An 18,409-nucleotide genomic window follows, 5' to 3' on the forward strand; every position below is an offset into this window, starting at 1 on the left:
GCGGCTGGTGAGAGGCACCGTGTCTAGCCCCAAGAAGGCGGAAGACGCCAAGAAATTGGCGGAGACAACGGCCTCGTCCCACACGCTTCTGGAAGGGCGGCTCGGGTACAAGCTCGAGTCCGCCCTTCTGGTGCGTGCGCTGACCCACCGTTCGTACGCGTACGAGAACGGCGGCCTGCCGACGAACGAGCGCCTGGAGTTCCTCGGGGACTCCGTGCTCGGCCTCGTCGTCACGGACACGCTGTACCGCACCCACCCCGACCTGCCCGAAGGCCAGCTGGCCAAGTTGCGGGCCGCGGTGGTCAATTCGCGTGCGCTGGCGGAGGTCAGCCGCGGCCTCGAACTCGGCTCCTTCATCCGGCTCGGCCGGGGCGAAGAGGGCACGGGTGGCCGGGACAAGGCATCCATCCTCGCCGACACCCTGGAAGCGGTGATCGGCGCGGTCTATCTGGACCAGGGTCTGGACGCGGCGGGCGAGCTGGTGCACCGGCTCTTCGACCCGCTGATCGAAAAGTCCTCGAACCTGGGCGCGGGCCTGGACTGGAAGACCAGTCTCCAGGAGCTCACCGCGACGGAGGGCCTCGGCGTGCCCGAGTACCTCGTCACGGAGAGCGGCCCCGACCACGAGAAGACCTTTACTGCTGCCGCCCGCGTCGGAGGCGTCTCGTACGGCACCGGCACCGGCCGCAGCAAGAAGGAAGCGGAGCAGCAGGCCGCTGAGTCCGCCTGGCGTGCGATTCGCGCCGCGGCGGACGAACGGCTGAAGGCGGCCGAGGCCGCTGTCGCTGCCGCGCAGTCCGAGGGGACCGCCGACACCCCCTCGGCCTGACGGCCGCCTATCCTTTGATGCCGGTCGCCCCTCCAGGGGGCGGCCGGCATCGTGCTGGAGGAGACCATGCCTGAGTTGCCCGAAGTCGAAGTCGTCCGGCGTGGCCTGGAGCGCTGGGTCAGCGGGCGGGTCGTCGCCGATGTGCGGGTGCTGCATCCGCGAGCCGTGCGCCGCCACCTCGCGGGCGGTGAGGACTTCGGGGCCCGGCTGAAGGGGCACCGGATCGGGCTCGCCCAGCGGCGCGGCAAGTATCTGTGGCTGCCGCTCGCCGACTCCGGTCAGTCGATCCTCGCCCACCTCGGCATGAGCGGCCAGCTCCTGGTGCAGCCGCACGACGCCCCGGACGAGAAGCACCTGCGGATCCGGGTGCGCTTCGACGACGTGCAGAGCACCGAGCTGCGCTTCGTGGACCAGCGGACCTTCGGCGGGCTCTCGCTGCACGACAACACCGCCGACGGCCTCCCGGACGTGATCGCGCACATCGCGCGCGACCCGCTCGACGACGCGTTCGACGACGACGCCTTCCATCTCGCGCTGCGCCGCCGCCGTACGACGATCAAGCGGGCCCTGCTCGACCAGTCGCTGATCAGTGGCGTCGGGAACATCTACGCCGACGAGGCGCTGTGGCGCGCCCGGCTGCACTACGAGCGGCCCACCGCCACCTTCACGCGCCCGCGCACGGCCGAACTCCTCGGCCACGTACGGGAGGTGATGAACGAGGCGCTCGCCGTCGGTGGCACCAGCTTCGACAGCCTCTACGTCAACGTGAACGGCGAATCAGGCTATTTCGAGCGGTCGTTGGACGCCTACGGCCGTGCGGACCGGCCCTGCCGCCGCTGCGGCACCGCGATCCGCCGCCGCCCGTGGATGAACCGCTCCAGCTACTTCTGCCCGCGCTGTCAGCGGCCGCCGCGCGTGGCGTCGTAACGCTCCTGGGCCTTCAGCACCTCGTCCTGGCTGCCCTCCACGAAGTGGATCAGGGCCAGCAGCCGCTCGGCGATCTGCCGTCCCAGCGTGGTGAGTTCATAGTCCACGCGCGGCGGGTTGGTCGGCTGGGCGTCACGGCGCACCAGGCCGTCGCGCTCCAGCGCGTGCAGGGTCTGGGAGAGCATCTTCTCGCTCACGCCGTCGACGCGGCGGCGCAGTTCGTTGAAGCGGAACGTGCCGTCGTGCAGCGCGCCGAGGGTGAGCGCTCCCCAGCGTCCCGTGACGTGCTCCAGCGTGCTCCGCGACGAGCACTGCCGGGAGAACACGTCGTACGGCAGGTCCGAGGAATCCATGCGGAACACCCTACTCTTCGACAGCGCTAACCAGGAGTTAGCGCTAGTCGGCGGGGTGGGTGTCAGAAGCCGAAGTCCTGCGTCCACCAGGGGCCGCCCGGCGCGAAGTGCGCGCCCACGCCCAGGGTCTTGTAGTCGCAGTTGAGGATGTTGGCGCGGTGGCCGGGGCTGCTCATCCAGGCGGCCATCACCGACTGGGCGTCGGCCTGGCCGCGGGCGATGTTCTCGCCGCCCAGGTTGGCGATGCCGGCCTTCTCGGCGCGGTCCCACGGAGTGGCGCCGTCCGGGTCGGTGTGGGCGAAGAAGTCGCGCTCGGCCATGTCCGCGCTGAACCGGCCCGCCAGCTCGGCGAGCTTGCTGTCGGCGGTCACCGGACGGCAGCCCACCTTGGCGCGCTCCTCGTTGACCAGCGTGAGCACCGCCGCCTCGGCCGCGCTCTCGCCGGACGGCGTCTGCGGGCTCGCCGGGGGAGCCTTCGGCTTCTCCTCGGGCGTACGGGAAGGGGGCGGCGTGGACTCCTCGTCCGTCTCGGGCTTCGGTGCCGAGGGGGAGGGCTTCTGGGACGGCTTCTTCGACGGCTCCGGGGCGGCCGTGGAGGGGCTGGGCTTCGGAGCGGCCTCGGAGCGTTCGGCGCCGCGGCTCGGCGACGGCTCGGCGCGGCCGGCGTCACCGTCCGAGCCGCCCTGGGCGTCCACCTCGACGGGGGCGCTCGCGGAGTGGGCCTTGCCGGGCTCGCCGCCACTTTCGAGGCGGTAACCGTCACTGCCGGGCAGTACGCCGGAGGCGACCGCGACGGCACCCATCGCGACGGCGGCGGAGACGCCGAGCAGACCCGTGCGCACGGGGGCGGAGGGCCGGGCCTTGCGGCGGTGCGAGACCGGGACCGGATGGTTCTCGGGGGTCACGGCGGCCCGCCCGGCGCCGGAACGTCGATGGCGTCCCATCTCCTGGCCTTTCCTTCTCCATGATCTTTGATCTCTGATCTTCACGATCTTGCGATCAATCTTTATGATCAACGTGCACTCACCCGTATGGGCGAATTCATCGAGTCGCGACTGTACGCGATGACGTATGGGGACGAAGTGCTCCCAGAGCAATTGGCCGGTTAGCGTGCAACCATGAATGAAGACGTACGACTCACCGCCTGGGTGCGAGGACGCGTGCAGGCTGTGGGTTTCCGGTGGTTCACGCGGGCCAAGGCGCTGGAGATCGGCGGCCTGAGTGGTTTTGCTCTCAATCTGGAGGACGGCCGCGTGCAAGTGGTCGCCGAGGGGCCCCGGGCCGGCTGTCAGGCACTGCTCGACTGGCTCCGCGAGGGCGACACACCCGGGCGCGTCGACGGGGTCACCGAGATCTGGGACACACCGCGTGGCATATACGAGACCTTCGCCATTCGCTGACGTGACCCGCGCGGACGTCACCGGACGGGTACGGCGCGGGATCCGTCCGGTGTCCCGGGCAACTGCCCGGGGCAGAAAAGACCTGGTGGTTGCCAAGAACGGCTTGCCGTGGCAGGCTCCGCAGATAAGGATGATCTCCACGCCCCCAGGGCCCCGAAGGAGCAGCAGCGCCGCCCGTTCCCGGGCCGCGCGCCCCCGGGTCGCCCGCCAATACGGGGTGTGATCGTGTTGACCGTCAAACTTTTTGGTGAGACTCTGGAAGCCCCGCGCACCTTAGCTGTTTGGCATGTGAACGGCCAGCAAGACCAGCAGAACAAAGAGTGCCAAGCACCGCGGGTGCGATTCCCTCACGACCCACACCGCACCGCTTCGGTCGGTCACTCATTGTGGAGGACCATCCATCATGGCAAAGGCGCTTCTCGGTTACGTCGGCGGCAGCGACCCGCGACTCCTCGCCGAGATGCGACGGCTCCAGCAGCGCGTCCAGGACCTGGAATCCGAGCTCGTTCGGATTCAGCAGGAGAACGACGCGCTCGCGGCTGCCGCTTCTCACGAATCGCTCATGGAGAGCATCGACGTACCCCAGGCGGAGCCTGCGCTCACCTGACCACCCTTGATGCCGTACCCAGGGCCTTGCCTTAAAGGCACCTTGTTCTAAGCACGTGGTCAGGCTGTCCTGTCAGCCGCTGTCTCCAGATCTGCAAGGGACGCTTCGGCGTCCCTTCTTTCTTGCTCTCGCGTACTTACTCCCCCGTGCTCCCGCGTACGCCGCTTCCTTTACCGTCTGATGTGCCCTGCACCTTCATCGGTGAAACGGCCAGTGAAAGGTAGAGTCCGACGGCGTGCATCTCAAGGCCCTGACCCTGCGCGGATTCAAGTCCTTCGCGTCGGCCACGACGCTGAAGTTCGAACCCGGCATCACCTGCGTCGTCGGTCCGAACGGCTCCGGCAAGTCCAATGTCGTGGACGCGCTCAGCTGGGTCATGGGGGAGCAGGGCGCCAAGTCCCTGCGCGGCGGCAAGATGGAGGACGTCATCTTCGCCGGCACCACCGGGCGCCCCCCGCTCGGCCGCGCCGAGGTCTCGCTCACCATCGACAACTCCGACGGCGCGCTCCCCATCGAGTACGCCGAGGTCACCATCACGCGGATCATGTTCCGCAACGGCGGCAGCGAGTACCAGATCAACGGCGACACCTGCCGCCTCCTCGACATCCAGGAACTGCTCTCCGACTCCGGCATCGGCCGCGAGATGCACGTCATCGTCGGCCAGGGCCAGCTCGACGGCGTGCTGCACGCCGACCCGATGGGGCGCCGCGCCTTCATCGAGGAGGCCGCGGGCGTCCTCAAGCACCGCAAGCGCAAAGAGAAGGCGCTGCGCAAGCTCGACGCGATGCAGGCCAACCTCGCGCGCGTACAGGACCTGACCGACGAACTGCGCCGCCAGCTCAAACCGCTCGGCCGGCAGGCCGCCGTGGCCCGCAGAGCCGCCGTCATCCAGGCCGACCTGCGCGACGCCCGGCTGCGTCTGCTCGCCCACGACCTCGTACGGCTGCGCGAGGCGCTGAACGCGGAGATCGCCGACGAGGCCGCCCTCAAGGAACGCAAGGAGAGCGCCGAGGCCGCCCTCAAGGCAGCCCAGCAGCGCGAGGCGCAGCTGGAGGAGGAGGTGCGGCGCCTCAGCCCGCGCCTCCAGAAAGCCCAGCAGACCTGGTACGAACTCTCCCAGCTCGCCGAGCGGGTGCGCGGCACCGTCTCGCTGGCCGACGCCCGGGTCAAGAGCGCCACCGCGGCGCCCCCGGAAGAGCGGCGCGGCCGCGACCCCGAGGAGATGGAGCGCGAGGCCGCGCGAATCCGGGAGCAGGAGGCGGAGCTGGGAGCCGCCCTGGAAGCCGCCGAGCACGCGCTGGAGGACACGGTCGCCCACCGGGCCGAGCTGGAGCGGCAGCTGGCGGTCGAGGAGCGGCGGCTCAAGGACGTGGCGCGGGCCATCGCCGACCGGCGCGAAGGGCTCGCTCGCCTCGGCGGCCAGGTCAACGCGGCCCGTTCGCGTGCCGCCTCCGCCAGGGCGGAGATCGAAAGGCTCGCCCTCGCGCGGGACGAGGCCGCCGAGCGCGCGGTCGCCGCACAGGAGGAGTACGAGCAGCTCAAGGCGGAGGTCGACGGGCTCGACGCGGACGACGCGGAACTGGGCGAGCGGCACGACGCGGCCAAGCGGGACCTCGCCGAGGCCGAGGCCGCCCTCACCACCGCCCGCGAGGAGGCCACCGCCGCCGAGCGTGAGCGGGCCGCGGTCGCCGCCCGGCACGAGACCCTCGCCCTCGGGCTGCGCCGCAAGGACGGCACCGGCGCGCTGCTCGGCGCCAAGGAGCAGCTCGCGGGGCTCCTCGGCCCCGCCGCCGAACTGCTCACCGTCGCCCCCGGCTACGAGGTCCCGGTCGCCGCCGCACTCGGCGCCGCGGCCGACGCGATCGCGGTGAACGGCCCGCGCACGGCCGCCGACGCCATCCGGCTGCTGCGCAAGCAGGACGCGGGGCGCGCCGCACTGCTGCTCTCCGGCGCCCCGGACGACGTACAGCCGAAGCGGACCGAGGGGCCGCCGTGCGTCGCTGATCTTGTGCGGGGTCCCGATGAGCTGATGCCCGCCGTGCGGCGGCTGCTGCGCGGGATCGTCGCCGTCGGCACGCTGGAGGACGCCGAGGACCTGGTCTACGCCCATCCGGAGCTGACCGCCGTCACCGCGGAGGGCGATCTGCTCGGGGCGCACTTCGCGCAGGGCGGGTCGGCCGGTGCGCCCAGCCTCCTTGAGGTCCAGGCCTCCGTCGACGAGGCCGCGGCCGAGCTCGCCGAACTCGCCGTGCGCTGCGAGGAGTTGGCGCGGGAGCAGGCGAGTGCGGGGGAGCGGCGCAAGGAATGTGCCGCGCTGGTCGAGGAGTTGGGGGAGCGGCGCAGGGCCGCCGACCGGGAGAAGTCGTCCGTGGCCCAGCAGTTGGGGCGGCTCGCGGGGCAGGCCCGGGGCGCCACGGGGGAGGCCGAGCGGTCAGCGGCCGCCGCGGCCAAGGCGCAGGAGGCGCTTGACCGGGCGGTCGAGGAGGCGGAGGAGCTGGCCGAGCGGCTCGCCGTGGCGGAGGAGGCGGCCCCCGCCGGGGAAAGAGGGGAGGAGGAGCCCGACACCTCGGTGCGGGACCGCCTCGCCGCCGACGGGGCCAACGCCCGCCAGACCGAGATGGAGGCCCGGCTCCAGGCGCGTACGCACGAGGAGCGGGTGAAGGCGCTCGCGGGGCGGGCCGACTCCCTGGACCGGGCCGCGCGCGTCGAACGTGAGGCACGCGCGCGTGCCGAGCGGCGCAAGGCGCGGCTGCGCCACGAGGCGGCCGTCGCCGAGGCCGTCGCCTCCGGTGGGCGGCAGCTGCTCGCCCACGTCGAGGTCTCCCTCGTACGCGCCGACGACGAGCGCGCCGCGGCCGAGCGCGCCAAGGAGGTGCGGGAGCGGGAGCTGGCCGCCGCGCGCAACCAGGGCCGCGATCTGAAGGCGGAACTGGACAAGCTGACGGATTCGGTCCACCGCGGTGAGGTACTGGGCGCCGAGAAGCGGCTGCGGATCGAGCAGCTGGAGGCCAAGGCGCTGGAGGAACTCGGCGTGGAGCCGGCCGGGCTCGTGGCCGACTACGGCCCGGACCAGCCCGTGCCGCCCTCGCCCGCCGCCGAGGGCGAGGAGCTGCCCGAGGACCCGGAGCACCCCCGGAACAGGCCGGTGCCGTTCGTCCGCGCCGAGCAGGAGAAGCGGCTCAAGTCAGCCGAACGGGCGTACCAGCAGCTCGGAAAAGTGAACCCGCTGGCCCTTGAGGAGTTCGCGGCGCTGGAGGAACGCCACAAGTTCCTCAGCGAGCAGCTGGAGGACCTGAAGAAGACGCGGACCGACCTGCTTCAGGTGGTGAAGGAGGTCGACGAACGCGTCGAGCAGGTCTTCACCGAGGCCTACCGGGACACGGCCCGTGAGTTCGAGGGAGTCTTCTCGCGGCTGTTCCCCGGCGGTGAGGGGCGGCTCATCCTGACGGATCCCGACAACATGCTCGCCACGGGTGTGGACGTCGAGGCCCGGCCGCCCGGCAAGAAGGTGAAGCGGCTCTCGCTCCTGTCGGGCGGTGAGCGGTCGCTGACGGCCGTCGCGCTGCTCGTCTCGATCTTCAAGGCACGGCCCAGTCCGTTCTATGTGATGGACGAGGTCGAGGCGGCGCTCGACGACACCAACCTCCAGCGGCTCATCCGCATCATGCAGGAGCTGCAGGAGGCCTCGCAGCTCATCGTGATCACGCACCAGAAGCGCACGATGGAGGTCGCGGACGCGCTCTACGGAGTCTCCATGCAGGGCGACGGCGTCTCCAAGGTCATCAGCCAGCGCCTTCGCTAGACGCTCCCTTCAACGCTTCAAGACTTGAACGTAAGCACTCCCAGAGTGCCTAAAAATTCACAGCAGCCCCCCTATTGACTTCGAAACTTGAAGGCATAGTCTCTGCAACGTTGCTTTTACCTTCAGGTGGTGGGCGGCACGAAGTTGTGCGCCACTTGAAGAGCTCGCCCCCACCCCCGGCAGTGCAGCCGGTGGCCCGAGGAGTACACGTGACCAGCACATCGCAGGCGCCACAGTCCGGAGCCAGAGAGGCCCACCCGGACCATCTCGGCCATGTCATCTTCATTACGGCGGCGGCCGCGATGGGTGGCTTCCTCTTCGGCTACGACAGTTCGGTGATCAATGGCGCCACCGTCGCCATCCAGCACCGCTTCGACGTCGACGCCGACACGCTCGGCTGGATCATCGCCACCGCGCTGTTGGGCTGTGCCGTGGGCGCCGCGGTCGCCGGTCGCATCGCCGACCGCATCGGCCGCATCCGCTGCATGCAGATCGCCGCCGTGCTCTTCGCGGCCAGCGCCGTCGGCTCGGCGCTGCCGTTCGCGGCCTGGGACCTCACGATGTGGCGCCTGATCGGCGGCGTCGGCATCGGCATGGCCTCGGTGATCGGCCCGGCGTACATCGCCGAGGTGGCGCCGCCCGCCTACCGCGGTCGCCTGGCCTCCTTCCAGCAGGCCGCCATCGTCATCGGCATCGCCGTCTCCCAGCTGGTCAACTGGGGCATCCTGAACATGGCCGACGGCGACCAGCGCGGCAAGCTGGGCGGCCTGGAGGCCTGGCAGTGGATGCTCGGCGTCATGGTCGTCCCCGCCGTCCTCTACGGCCTGCTCTCCTTCATCATCCCGGAGTCGCCGCGCTTCCTGGTCTCCGCCGGCCGCCACACCGAGGCCAAGAAGGTGCTCGGCGAGGTCGAGGGCCACGCCATCGACCTGGACGCGCGCGTCGAGGAGATCGAGCACGGCCTGCACCGGGAGCACAAGCCGTCCTTCAAGGACCTGCTCGGCAAGGTCGGCTTCCTGCCGATCGTCTGGATCGGCATCGGCCTCTCGGTCTTCCAGCAGCTCGTCGGCATCAACGTGATCTTCTACTACTCGAACCAGCTGTGGCAGTCCATCGGCAAGGACCCCTCCAGCTCGTTCCTGTACTCGTTCGAGACGTCGATCGTGAACATCATCGGCACGGTCATCGCGATGATCTTCGTCGACCGCATCGGCCGCAAGCCGCTGGCGATCATCGGTTCGACGGGCATGGCCGCGGCCCTGTTCACCATGGCCTGGGCGTTCTCGTACAAGACCGGCTCCGGTGACAACGTCTCGCTGCCCAACGCGCAGGGCCTGACCGCGATCATCGCCGCCAACGCCTTCGTGCTCTTCTTCGCCCTGTCCTGGGGCGTGGTCGTCTGGGTGCTGCTCGGCGAGATCTTCCCCAACCGGCTGCGCGCCGCCGCGCTCGGTGTGGCCGCCTCCGCCCAGTGGCTCGCCAACTTCGCGATCACCAAGACCTTCCCGAGCATGTCCGAGTGGTCGCTGACCGGCTCGTACATCATCTACGGCGCCTTCGCCGCCCTCTCGATCCCCTTCGTCATGAAGTTCGTCAAGGAGACGAAGGGCAAGGCCCTGGAGGAGATGGGCTAAACCCCCGCTGCCCCCTCCTCTTGAGGAAGCTGCCCCGGCTCAAGGACTCGTGCTCACTTGTCCTTCAGCCGGGGCAGTACGTTTTCGCAGAAGTGGTGCAGGCTGCGCCAGCCCTCGTCCACGGGCATCCCGCCGGCGAGCGGATGCAGGATCAGACTGCCGGTGTCGCCCTTCGCGTACGTCACACACTCCTCCGGCGTCAGGACGCGGTAGACGCCCTCCGCGCGCAGCTCTTCGACCGTGGTGGCCGCCGACTTCACCGCCGAGCGGATCTGCCGGGACTGCCAGGACGCGTAGGTGCGGGCCTCGTGCAGGAAGTGCTCGCCGTGCTCGGCCCAGGTGCGGTCGGGGTCGTCGGCGATGTGCAGCAGCGGCGTCTCGGCGGCGGGCATCATCGTCCAGCCCTCAGTGCCGTGCTCGGCGAGCTGCTCGCGGTAGTACGCCTCCAGGTCCGGCAGGTGCGCGCTCGGGAAGAACGGCAGGCCGAGCCGGGCCGCGCGCCGGGCCGCCGCCTTCGACGAGCCGCCGACCAGCAGCATCGGGTGCGGCTGGGTGAAGGGGCGCGGGGTGACGCGCACCGTGCGGCCGCGGAAGGCGAAGGGCTCGCCGGTCCAGGCCTTCAGCAGCGTCTCGAGCAGCTCGTCCTGGAGCCTGCCGCGGCGCGTGAAGTCGACGCCCGCCCGCTCGTACTCCTCGGGCCGGTAGCCGATCCCCGCCACGGTGACCAGACGGCCGCCGCTCAGCAGGTCGAGTACGGCGATGTCCTCGGCGAGCCGCAGCGGATCGTGCAGCGGGCCGATGACCGCCGACACCGTCACCGCGATGCGCCGCGTCGCCCCGAAGACCGCTCCGGCGAAGGCCAGCGGGGAGGGCAGCCAGTTGTTCTCGGCGCCGTGGTGCTCCTCGGTCTGGAGGGTGGTGATGCCGCGGTCGTCCGCGTACGTGGCCATCTCCAGCGCGGTCTTGTAGCGCTCGCTCAGCGAGGCGGGTGTCGCCGCGGGATCGACGAGGTTGAACCGTACGACTGTGGTGGGCATGGAAACGTCCCCCTTCACCGTGCGTGGGCGGCGAAGGGGGACGTTAGTTGACGTGATGTCAGATGGGTAGCCTCGTACGGAAGTTGGGTCCCGTCGTCGGCAAGTTGGCGTGGATCAGGCGGCTTTCGCCGATCCGGTCAGGCGGAGACCAGCTTGCTCTCGCCCTCGCCCTTGCCGCCCGTGACCGCCGCGTCCTTCTCGACGAGCGGGGTCTTCGGCAGGAGCGCGTAGAGCGCCGCGGCGACCAGGATGGTGGCCAGCCAGCCCAGGCCGTGGCGGCCGATCCAGGAGGTGGCGAGCGGGCCGCTGAACCAGTCGACCTTGGTGAAGAGCAGGCCCACGATCAGGGCGACGGCCCAGGCGGTCATGGCCTGCCAGGCGAAACCGGCCTTGTACCAGTAGGCGCTGGTGCGCTTGGTGTCCATCAGGGCCTCGCCGTCGTACGTCTTGCGGCGCAGCATGTCGATGCCGAAGACGCCGATCCAGGCGGAGAAGGCGACCGCGAGCAGGGTGAGGAAGGAGATGAACGAGCCCATGAAGCTCGTCGCCACGTTCATCAGGATGTAGCCGAAGATCAGGCTGATGACGGCGTTCACGCTGACGGCCCACGCGCGCGGGACCTTGATGCCGAGCGTCATGGCGGTGAAGCCCGCGGAGTACATCGACATCGAGTTGATCAGAAGCATGCCGACCAGGGCCATGATCAGGTACGGCACCGCGATCCACGTCGGGAGCAGCGAGCCGAGGAAGGAGACCGGGTCCTGCGCGGTGGAGAGCTTCGGCGCGGAGACCGCCATGACGGCGCCCATCAGGACCATCGGGACGACCACGATGGCGGCGCCGCCGACCGCGTGGCCGACCAGCGGCTTGTTCGAGGCGTTCCGCGGGAGGTAGCGGGTGAAGTCGGGGCCGGTGGGGACCCAGCTGATGCCGCCGGCGGCGATCGTGCCGACGCCCGCGACCATCATCGCGGTGGAGCCCGCGGGCTGGTCGAAGACGGCGGACCAGTCGGCCTCGGCGATGAGGTAGATCAGCACGAGCACGCTGAAGGCGCCGAAGGCGTACGTCGACCACGTGCTGCAGATGTGCAGGATCTTGCGGCCCAGGCCGCTGATCAGGAACGTACAGGCGACGAAGGCGACGAGCGTGACGACGGTCAGCCAGGTGCTCGACTCCACGCCGAAGCAGATGTCCAGGACCGTGATGATCGCGTACGCGCCGGTGACCGCGTTGATCGTCTCCCAGCCCCAGCGGGCGACCCAGATCAGCGCGCCCGGGAAGAGGTTGCCGCGCTGGCCGAAGACCGCGCGCGAGAGCGTCATGCCCGGCGAACCGCCGCGCTTGCCGGAGATGGAGATCAGGCCCACCATGCCGTAGCTCAGCAGGGGCGAGACGAGCGCGACGACCAGGACCTGCCAGAAGTTCAGGCCGTTGGAGACGATCAGGCCCGCGCCCATGGTGAGCAGCAGAACGCTGATGTTCGCCGCTACCCAGGTGGGGAACAGCTCACGGGTGCGGCCCGTGCGCTCGGCGTCCGGGACGGGCTCGAGGCCGCGTGTTTCGAGGGCGCCTTCAGGTTCGGCGGTGGTGCTGCTCATGGGGGTGGGTCCGTGCCTCTCGCTCGGCTCGCAACGTCGCGATCCGTCGGTGGGGGTAATCGCGATGGACTCTACGCGCGTTGATGCGGGGACATCCATCGTACTTTAATCCGAGTAGTGCCTTCTAGGGGCATATGTTCTTTGGAGGAAGACACAATCTGGGCCTCCGCGAGGGCCATGGCGGATACTGGGTGGGTTATGGAAATCGTCATCCTTGCTGTAGTCATCGCCGTGGTCGTGATCGGCGCGCTCGGCGGGCTCGTGATCGGCAGCCGCAAGAAGAAGCAGCTGCCCCCGCAGGCCCCGTCCAGCACGCCCACCATCACCGCCCCTTCCGCCGAACCGCAGGTCGGCGACGAGGCCGAGACGCCGCGCGACGAACCGCGCCGCACGATCGAGGAGGTGGAACTCCCGCTCGCCGAGCCGACGGCCTCGGCCCCGGTCGTCGTCGAGGAACCGGCCGCGCCGGAGATCGAGACCCCCGAGCCCACCGCCGGCCGCCTGGTCCGGCTGCGCACCCGGCTCTCCCGCTCGCAGAACGCGCTCGGCAAGGGGCTGCTCACGCTGCTGTCCCGCGAGCACCTCGACGAGGACACCTGGGAGGAGATCGAGGACACGCTGCTCACCGCCGACGTCGGCGTCGCCCCCACCCAGGAGCTGGTCGAGCGGCTGCGCGAGCGGGTCCGCGTGCTCGGCACCCGCACGCCGGACGAGCTGCGCACCCTGCTGCGCGAGGAGCTGATCGCGCTCCTCGGCACGGGCGCGGGCACCGACTTCGACCGCACCGTGAAGACCGAGTCGGGGCTGGAGACGCCCGGCATCGTGATGGTCGTCGGGGTCAACGGCACCGGCAAGACCACCACCACCGGCAAGCTCGCGCGCGTCCTCGTCGCCGACGGCCGCTCCGTCGTCCTCGGCGCCGCGGACACCTTCCGCGCCGCCGCCGCCGACCAGCTGCAGACCTGGGGCGAGCGCGTCGGCGCCCGCACGGTCCGCGGCCCCGAGGGCGGCGACCCGGCGTCCATCGCCTACGACGCCGTCAAGGAAGGCATCGCCGAGGGCGCGGACGTCGTGCTCATCGACACCGCGGGCCGGCTGCACACCAAGACGGGCCTGATGGACGAGCTGGGCAAGGTCAAGCGCGTCGTCGAGAAGCACGCCCCGCTCGACGAGGTGCTGCTCGTCCTTGACGCCACGACCGGGCAGAACGGCCTGGTGCAGGCGCGGGTCTTCGCCGAGGTCGTCGACATCACGGGCATCGTCCTCACCAAGCTCGACGGCACCGCCAAGGGCGGCATCGTCGTCGCCGTCCAGCGTGAACTGGGCGTGCCGGTCAAGCTCATCGGTCTCGGTGAGGGCGCGGACGATCTGGCTCCGTTCGAGCCGGAGGCGTTCGTGGATGCGCTGATCGGCGAGTAGGCCCGCCGGGAGTCAGGTGCGTCGGCTGCGGTTGGCCCGTGGGGTTTTCTGCGGGTGCGTCGTGGCTGGTCGCGCAGTTCCCCGCGCCCCTTCGGGGCGCACATGGCTCCCCGTGCCCCTTCGGGGTGCACGCAAGGACAGCAGGGCCTCCTCGCATGGCGCAGGTGCGAGGGGGCCCTTCCGGCGTCTACGCCGGGGAGCGGTGCGCCACGTACGCCAGCGTGCCGAGCAGGAGCCGGGCCTGCGGCGGGTCCGTCGCCGAGTCCAGCGCGGGGGAGCGCAGCCAGCGGACCGGGCCGAGGCCGCCGCGGTCCGAGGGGGGCGCCGTGATGTGGTCGCCCGGGCCCAGGCCGTGCAGGTCGAGGGCGGCGTCGTCCCACCCCATGCGGTAGAGCAGCCGAGGGAGTTCGGCGGCGGCGCCCGGGGCGACGAAGAACTGCGCCCGGCCGTCGGGGGTGACCGTCACCGGCCCCAGGGGAAGCCCCATCCGCTCCAGCCGGACCAGGGCCCGCCGCCCCGCCGTCTCCGCCACCTCGATCACGTCGAAGGCCCGCCCCACCGGCAGCAGCACGGCCGCTCCGGGGAACTCGGCCCAGGCCTGAGCCACTTCGTCGAGCGTGGCCCCGGCCGGGATCTCCGGGGCGAAGCCCAGTGGGTGCGCGCCGGGAGCGGCGCAGTCACCGGCGCCGCAGGAGCAGGCTCCGTCCAACGCGCGGGCGCCGGGCACCGCGTCCCAGCCCCACAGTCCGGTGTACTCCGCCACCGCCGTACAGTCCGACGGGCGGCCGCGCCGCCGTGATCCGGTCCGGAGCTTGTCGGTCCCCCGGGTGCCGCCGATCGTGAAGCCCATGCCCCCTCCAACGGGTCGAGCGTGCCGCGGTTACGTGAGGGAATCGGAACGTGACCCTCTGTCCTTGAGGCGGCGCTTGGAGGTCTCACGGGTGGTGCGCCCGGCGATATGCGCCCCGGCGTGCTCCGTTCCGCCCCTTGTCGGCCGTCACCTGTCAAGTGAATCGCGTGCCGTGGAGCGGGAGTTCATTCGAAGGGGTGGCGAATGGTGGCGTTTCCGGAATCGCCCTCGCCGGAGGGGTGATCGTAGGATTACTTTCAGTACACGGCCCCGGGATTTCGACCACCCGTGGGTATGCCGGAGGCAAGTCGGTTCCCTGTTCGATGGGTGACATTCTCCGGACGGACGGCCGCAACAGGCGGCATTCTGTTAGGGCTTGACATGGAGAAAGCGCACGGCGTGGACGGCGCGCAGGTGTCTTGAAGGATGGGGGCGTTCCAGTGGGCGGCAATGGCGGAAGCGGTACGAACGCTGAGAAGCGCCCCAATGAGATGCTCACGTCGTGGTTCGTGCGCAGCGGCTGGTCCAAGGGCGAGCTGGCGCGCCAAGTGAACCGCAGGGCGCGGCAGTTGGGCGCCCACCACATCTCCACCGACACCTCGCGGGTGCGCCGCTGGCTGGACGGGGAGAACCCCCGCGAGCCGATCCCCCGCATCCTCTCCGAGCTGTTCTCCGAGCGGTTCGGCTGTGTCGTCGCCGTCGAGGACCTGGGCCTGCGCGCCGCCCACCGCACGCCCGCGTCCTCCGGTGTCGACCTGCCCTGGACCGGGCCGCAGACCGTCGCGCTGATCAGCGAGTTCTCCCGCAGCGACCTGATGCTGGCCCGGCGCGGCTTCCTCGGCACCTCGCTCGCGCTCTCCGCGGGCCCCGCCCTCATCGAGCCCATGCAGCGCTGGCTGGTGCCCTCGCCGTCGGCGCCCCGCGAGGAGCCCGACCCGGCCGCGATGCGCCGCCCGGCCCGCCTGTCCAAACCGGAGCTCGACCTCCTGGAGTCCACGACGGTGATGTTCCGCCAGTGGGACGCCCAGTGCGGGGGAGGGCTCCGCCGCAAGGCCGTCGTCGGCCAGCTGCACGAGGTGACGGACCTGCTCCAGGAGCCCCAGCCCGAAGCCACCTCCCGGCGCCTGTTCAAGGTCGCGGGCGAGCTGGCCGAGCTTGCGGGCTGGATGAGCTACGACGTGGGTTTGCAACCCACCGCCCAGAAGTACTTCGTCCTGGCCCTGCACGCCGCGAAGGAGGCGGGCGAGAAGCCCCTCGGGTCGTACATCCTCTCCAGCATGAGCCGTCAGATGATCCACCTCGGCCGCCCGGACGACGCGCTCGAACTGATCCACCTCGCGCAGTACGGCAGCCGTGACTGCGCGAGCCCCCGCACCCAGTCGATGCTGTATGCGATGGAGGCCCGCGCCTACGCCAGCATGGGCCAGCCCGGCAAGTGCAAGCGGGCCGTGCGGATGGCCGAGGACACCTTCGCCGACGCCGAGGAGTTCGACGAGCCCGAGCCGGACTGGATCCGCTTCTTCTCCGAGGCCGAGCTGAACGGCGAGAACGCCCACTCCTACCGCGACCTGGCCTACGTGGCGGGCCGCAGCCCCACCTACGCCTCGCTCGCCGAGCCCGTCATGGACCGCGCCGTCGAGCTGTTCGAGACGGACGCCGAGCACCAGCGTTCGTACGCCCTGAACCTCATCGGCAAGGCCACCGTCCACCTGCTCCAGCGCGAGCCCGAGCAGAGCACGGTCCTCGCCGGGCAGGCCCTCGACATCGCCAAGAAGGTCCGCTCCGAGCGGGTCAACACCCGGCTCCGCAAGACCGTCGACACCGCCGTACGCGACTTCGGGGACGTCTCCGAAGTCGTCCAGCTCACCGAACGGCTCGCCATCGAGATGCCGGAGACCGCGGAAGCGGTCTGAGACCCGGCACGACCGGCTCCGGCCGCGGCGCGACCATCCCGAACAGCCCGACTCGGCTCCCCCTACGCCAGTCAGCCGGATGGCCGCCGCGGCCGGTTCTCACACCGTGCGCAGGGTAGGAAATCCCGCCCCGCCCGACCCGCCAGTTCATGGACGTGTAACACGCACGACCTCTTCGTCACTGCGGCGAAACACCGAGGGGCGCCCGCCGAAACGGCGCTGCGCCAATCTCTTGGCGCATAACCGGCCCACAGCCCCGACCTCCCCAGGAGCACGGGCCCCCTCGGTACCGCACAGGCTTCGCCCGCACGGGCCGCATACGACGACGAGGAGACGCCGATGCCCCCAGGCATCACGATCGCCGCAGACGCCCCCGAGCTGTCTGCCGCGAACACCGGGTTCATGCTCATCTGTTCCGCCCTGGTGATGCTCATGACACCGGGACTCGCCTTCTTCTACGGAGGCATGGTCCGCGTCAAGAGCACCCTGAACATGCTGATGATGAGCTTCATCAGCCTGGGGATCGTCACCATCCTCTGGGTGCTGTACGGCTTCTCCGTCGCGTTCGGCACCGACCACGGCAGCCTCTTCGGCTGGGAGAGCGACTACGTCGGGCTCAGCGGCCTCGGCATCAACCAGCTCTGGGACGGCTACACCATCCCGGTCTACGTCTTCGCCGTCTTCCAGCTGATGTTCGCCGTCATCACGCCCGCGCTGATCAGCGGCGCCCTCGCGGACCGCGTGAAGTTCACCGCCTGGGCGCTCTTCGTCGCGCTGTGGGCCACGGTCGTGTACTTCCCCGTCGCGCACTGGGTGTGGGGCGCCGGAGGCTGGGCCTTCGAGCTGGGCGTCATCGACTTCGCGGGCGGCACGGCCGTCCACATCAACGCCGGTGCCGCGGCGCTCGGCGTCATCCTCGTCATCGGCAAGCGCGTCGGCTTCAAGAAGGACCCGATGCGGCCCCACTCGCTGCCGCTCGTGATGCTCGGCGCGGCCCTGCTGTGGTTCGGCTGGTTCGGCTTCAACGCCGGGTCGTGGCTCGGCAACGACGACGGCGTCGGCGCGCTGATGTTCGTCAACACGCAGGTCGCCACCGCCGCGGCCATGCTCGCCTGGCTCCTCTACGAGAAGATCCGCCACGGCGCCTTCACCACACTGGGCGCGGCCTCCGGAGCGGTCGCCGGGCTCGTCGCGATCACCCCGGCCGGCGGCTCCTGCTCGCCGCTGGGCGCCATCGCCATCGGTGCGATCGCCGGTCTGCTGTGCGCCATGGCGGTCGGCCTGAAGTTCCGGTTCGGCTTCGACGACTCCCTCGACGTCGTCGGCGTCCACCTGGTCGGCGGTGTCGCCGGCTCGATCCTCGTCGGGTTCTTCGCCACGGGCGGCGGGCAGTCGACGGCCAAGGGCCTCTTCTACGGCGGCGGCCTGGAGCAGCTGTGGAAGCAGCTCGCGGGCGTCGGTGCCGTCCTCGCCTACTCCCTCGTCGCCTCCGCCGTCCTCGCCCTCCTGATCGACAAGACGATCGGGATGCGGGTCAGCGAGGATGACGAGGTCGCCGGCATCGACCAGGTCGAACACGCGGAGACCGCCTATGACTTCAGCGGCGCCGGCGGCGGCACGGTCCCGCGTACGGCGGCGGTCCCCGGCCCGGTCGTGGCCGGCACTCAGGCTCAGCAGAACAAGAAGGTGGACGCATGAAGCTCATCACCGCGGTGGTCAAGCCGCACCGGCTCGACGAGATCAAGGAGGCACTGCAGGCCTTCGGCGTCCAGGGCCTGACCGTCACCGAGGCCAGCGGCTACGGCCGCCAGCGCGGGCACACCGAGGTCTACCGCGGCGCCGAGTACACCGTGGACCTCGTACCGAAGATCCGTATCGAAGTCCTGGTCGAGGACGACGACGCCGACCAGGTCCTCGATGTCGTGGTCAAGGCCGCGCGGACCGGCAAGATCGGCGACGGCAAGGTCTGGAGCGTCCCGGTCGAGACGGCGATCCGGGTGCGCACCGGCGAACGCGGACCGGACGCGCTGTGACCCGGCC

The 18,409-nt window shown here is 70.4% G+C and carries 15 protein-coding genes; 10 read left to right on the top strand and 5 right to left on the bottom strand.

Going from position 1 to position 18,409, the window contains the following annotated elements; genetic code table 11:
- Positions 1–7: 7 nt before the first annotated feature.
- Together rnc and mutM are read left to right on the top strand one after the other, a co-directional pair.
- Entirely contained in the window at positions 8–829 is an 822-nt protein-coding gene (rnc, locus tag DMA15_RS26985; protein ID WP_164551835.1) for a ribonuclease III, read from the top strand.
- Positions 830–895: 66 nt separating this feature from the next.
- Complete coding sequence (gene mutM / locus DMA15_RS26990) at positions 896–1,756, top strand: bifunctional DNA-formamidopyrimidine glycosylase/DNA-(apurinic or apyrimidinic site) lyase (RefSeq protein WP_125515340.1); 861 nt, start codon at positions 896–898, stop codon at positions 1,754–1,756.
- Here mutM and DMA15_RS26995 read toward each other — a convergent pair.
- Together DMA15_RS26995 and DMA15_RS27000 are read right to left on the bottom strand one after the other, a co-directional pair.
- Positions 1,729–2,109: a helix-turn-helix domain-containing protein gene (locus tag DMA15_RS26995; RefSeq protein ID WP_125515341.1), complete on the bottom strand. Its 381-nt coding sequence runs from the start codon at positions 2,107–2,109 to the stop codon at positions 1,729–1,731. The two genes, mutM and DMA15_RS26995, sit on opposite strands and share 28 nt — an antisense overlap.
- A 62-nt stretch (positions 2,110–2,171) precedes the next feature.
- On the bottom strand, positions 2,172–3,053 hold the full coding sequence (locus DMA15_RS27000) for a CAP domain-containing protein (protein ID WP_125515342.1): 882 nt from the start codon (positions 3,051–3,053) through the stop codon (positions 2,172–2,174).
- A 174-nt stretch (positions 3,054–3,227) separates the two neighbouring features.
- Between DMA15_RS27000 and DMA15_RS27005 the strand changes: the two genes are divergently transcribed.
- The 4 genes from DMA15_RS27005 to DMA15_RS27020 all read left to right on the top strand — a co-directional run bounded on the left by DMA15_RS27005 (position 3,228) and on the right by DMA15_RS27020 (position 9,552).
- Entirely contained in the window at positions 3,228–3,509 is a 282-nt protein-coding gene (locus DMA15_RS27005; RefSeq protein ID WP_125515343.1) for an acylphosphatase, read from the top strand.
- Positions 3,510–3,912: 403 nt separating this feature from the next.
- Positions 3,913–4,116 carry a hypothetical protein gene (locus DMA15_RS27010; protein WP_030787543.1) on the top strand — a complete coding sequence of 68 codons (204 nt, stop codon included), beginning with the start codon at positions 3,913–3,915 and terminating at the stop codon, positions 4,114–4,116.
- Positions 4,117–4,351: 235 nt separating this feature from the next.
- Complete coding sequence (smc, locus tag DMA15_RS27015; protein WP_125515344.1) at positions 4,352–7,918, top strand: chromosome segregation protein SMC; 3,567 nt, start codon at positions 4,352–4,354, stop codon at positions 7,916–7,918.
- 209 nt (positions 7,919–8,127) lie between these two features.
- On the top strand, positions 8,128–9,552 hold the full coding sequence (locus tag DMA15_RS27020) for a sugar porter family MFS transporter (protein ID WP_125515345.1): 1,425 nt from the start codon (positions 8,128–8,130) through the stop codon (positions 9,550–9,552).
- A 53-nt stretch (positions 9,553–9,605) separates the two neighbouring features.
- On the opposite strand, the gene DMA15_RS27025 is transcribed toward DMA15_RS27020, so the two are convergent.
- A complete protein-coding gene (locus tag DMA15_RS27025; RefSeq protein ID WP_125515346.1) occupies positions 9,606–10,589 on the bottom strand; it encodes an LLM class flavin-dependent oxidoreductase in 984 nt (327 codons plus the stop codon).
- Between the two features lie 137 nt (positions 10,590–10,726).
- Positions 10,727–12,187, bottom strand: coding sequence for a cytosine permease (locus DMA15_RS27030; protein ID WP_125515347.1), 1,461 nt, complete (start codon positions 12,185–12,187; stop codon positions 10,727–10,729).
- 198 nt (positions 12,188–12,385) lie between these two features.
- Between DMA15_RS27030 and ftsY the strand changes: the two genes are divergently transcribed.
- Positions 12,386–13,606 (top strand): signal recognition particle-docking protein FtsY, encoded by a 1,221-nt coding sequence (ftsY, locus tag DMA15_RS27035; RefSeq protein WP_125515348.1) that lies wholly within the window; start codon positions 12,386–12,388, stop codon positions 13,604–13,606.
- 187 nt (positions 13,607–13,793) lie between these two features.
- Here the strand turns inward: ftsY and DMA15_RS27040 are convergent, their stop codons facing one another.
- Entirely contained in the window at positions 13,794–14,456 is a 663-nt protein-coding gene (locus tag DMA15_RS27040; RefSeq protein WP_125515349.1) for a bifunctional DNA primase/polymerase, read from the bottom strand.
- A gap of 440 nt (positions 14,457–14,896) precedes the next feature.
- On the opposite strand from DMA15_RS27040, the gene DMA15_RS27045 reads away from it, so the two are divergent.
- The 3 genes from DMA15_RS27045 to DMA15_RS27055 all read left to right on the top strand — a co-directional run bounded on the left by DMA15_RS27045 (position 14,897) and on the right by DMA15_RS27055 (position 18,402).
- Entirely contained in the window at positions 14,897–16,369 is a 1,473-nt protein-coding gene (locus tag DMA15_RS27045; RefSeq protein WP_125515350.1) for a hypothetical protein, read from the top strand.
- A gap of 339 nt (positions 16,370–16,708) precedes the next feature.
- Positions 16,709–18,067: an ammonium transporter gene (locus DMA15_RS27050; protein WP_125515351.1), complete on the top strand. Its 1,359-nt coding sequence runs from the start codon at positions 16,709–16,711 to the stop codon at positions 18,065–18,067.
- Complete coding sequence (locus DMA15_RS27055; RefSeq protein ID WP_125515352.1) at positions 18,064–18,402, top strand: P-II family nitrogen regulator; 339 nt, start codon at positions 18,064–18,066, stop codon at positions 18,400–18,402. Before DMA15_RS27050 ends, DMA15_RS27055 begins: the two co-directional genes overlap by 4 nt.
- Positions 18,403–18,409: the final 7 nt, after the last annotated feature.

Source organism: Streptomyces sp. WAC 01529 (assembly GCF_003945545.1).
GTDB lineage: Bacteria > Actinomycetota > Actinomycetes > Streptomycetales > Streptomycetaceae > Streptomyces > Streptomyces anatolicus.